The 1,609-nt window shown below is 63.5% G+C and carries 2 protein-coding genes and 1 pseudogene; all 3 read left to right on the top strand.

Going from position 1 to position 1,609, the window contains the following annotated elements:
• Window positions 1–242: pseudogene (locus BRAO375_RS38425) on the top strand (hypothetical protein); the annotation flags it as partial.
• A gap of 468 nt (window positions 243–710) precedes the next feature.
• Entirely contained in the window at window positions 711–908 is a 198-nt protein-coding gene (locus tag BRAO375_RS28695; RefSeq protein ID WP_006614936.1) for a hypothetical protein, read from the top strand.
• A gap of 78 nt (window positions 909–986) precedes the next feature.
• Complete coding sequence (locus BRAO375_RS28690) at window positions 987–1,466, top strand: GcrA family cell cycle regulator (protein ID WP_009030933.1); 480 nt, start codon at window positions 987–989, stop codon at window positions 1,464–1,466.
• Window positions 1,467–1,609 lie beyond the last annotated feature (143 nt).

Raw genomic sequence — 1,609 nt, 5'->3', positions numbered from 1 at the left:
GGACAACGCCCGGCCTTCCCTGCGCGATGGTCTTCACGCTTATACGCAGTCTGCCTGGTGCGCCGGGCTTGTTGGCCACCATGGCCCGCGCGGCGCGCGAGCGCCGTCACGAACGTAGCACCAGCATCGGGGTGCCAGCACGCTGCGACTTCACGTCCGCGCAGAACCGTTCGTCCACGCATCCGTTCAAGGACAGGCTGCGGCTCACTCGCGGCCATCGCTCCCCGCCTCGCGTGTCGTGACGATCGCGCGCTACGCCCCTACCGAGTGAGGCGGGATGGCGGCAATAGAGCACGTTTTCCGGAAAAGCGAAAGCATTATTTTCTGAATTCTAGAAAAATGTCACCACGGAGCGGTTTCACCACGAGGCCAGCACGGCGCGCCGCGTCCGACCGTGATCGGGTCGGGGTCGATCCGCGTCGGACTCATCGTCGGCTGTGTTGGACGCCGGAACCATGGGCCTGACGGCCGTAAGGAGTCCCGCTGGTTGAGCCCCGAATCCTCTCCACCCGCTCTTGCACCGTACCATTCCGGGCGTGGACTCGCGGAAAGCGCGGAGAGTCACCGCCGCGCCCCGCCCGATTCGTCATATTTCTATAAAATTCAATATCTTAACCACTTATCCCCAAGTGGCTGTACAACCTATTGGATTCCTAATAGAGTCTAAAAAGTTACTTTTCTGTACACCGGTTACGGACTAGCTTTTAGGCATGGCGACGGAAAAAGCCGAGACTGACCGCATCCCCGTAACCCTGGCCCTGGCAACCATTGGCTATCTCGAAAAGCTCGTGAAACAGGGCACCCACGGCACCAGCGTTCCGGGTGTCTGCAGAACGTTGATCGAAGAAGGCATCCGGCTCGCCATCAAGGACGGGCTGCTGTCGATTCGCGACAACGGACGGGCTTAAACAGGGACCTTAGCGGCACAGTTTCGGACGACCGTCGGCCAGGACGATCCAGGACGGATCAAACTTGGAAGCGACACAATGCCCGCCGAACGACAGACCCAACCCACCTGGACCGAGGAACGGCTCCAGGCCCTGAAGCAGCACTTTGAGGCCGGGCTGACCTGCCGAGAGATCGCCGCCGAGCTCGGCGTCAGCCGCAATGCCGTGATCGGCAAGATCTCCCGCCTCGCGCTGACGCGCGACAATGGCGGCGACACCAGGCGCGTGGTGCGCGCTGACAACGCCCGCGACGGCACGCGCCGCCCCGTGCCGAAACTGCGCCGCCGCATCCTGCGCGCGGTGAGCAACGAGCCGCCGCCGATCGTGATCGAGGAGCCGCCCGCCGGTCCGGTCGAGAACGGCTGCTCGCTGTTCGAACTCTCCAAGGAACGCTGCCGCTGGCCGATCTCCACGCCCGGCGCGGACGATTTCTGCTTCTGCGGGTCGAAGCCGATCGAAGGCTTGCCGTATTGTCCAAGCCATACGCGGATGGCGTATCGGGTGGCGTCGTCGCGGTAGGTGGCGATCTACCGAGCTGATTAGTTTGAGCGTCCGCCCGCGGGGCTCACAGCCCTCAGGGATCCCACAGAGATGGCGACGTGTGCCCTATTCAGCCTTGCTCGGTCGCCGCGTTCTGCGGGGACGGCGCGGCGGTCTCGTCT

Source organism: Bradyrhizobium sp. ORS 375 (genome assembly GCF_000239775.1).
In the GTDB taxonomy this organism is placed as follows: domain Bacteria; phylum Pseudomonadota; class Alphaproteobacteria; order Rhizobiales; family Xanthobacteraceae; genus Bradyrhizobium.
The sequence above is the reverse complement of the archived record's forward strand: the minus strand, read 5'-3'. Positions and strand labels throughout refer to the sequence as shown.

Coding starts and splice junctions, on each gene's coding strand:
- BRAO375_RS28690 (WP_009030933.1), top strand. CDS start 987: ATGCCCGCCGAACGACAGACCCAACCCACCTGGACCGAGGAACGGCTC.
- BRAO375_RS28695 (WP_006614936.1), top strand. CDS start 711: ATGGCGACGGAAAAAGCCGAGACTGACCGCATCCCCGTAACCCTGGCC.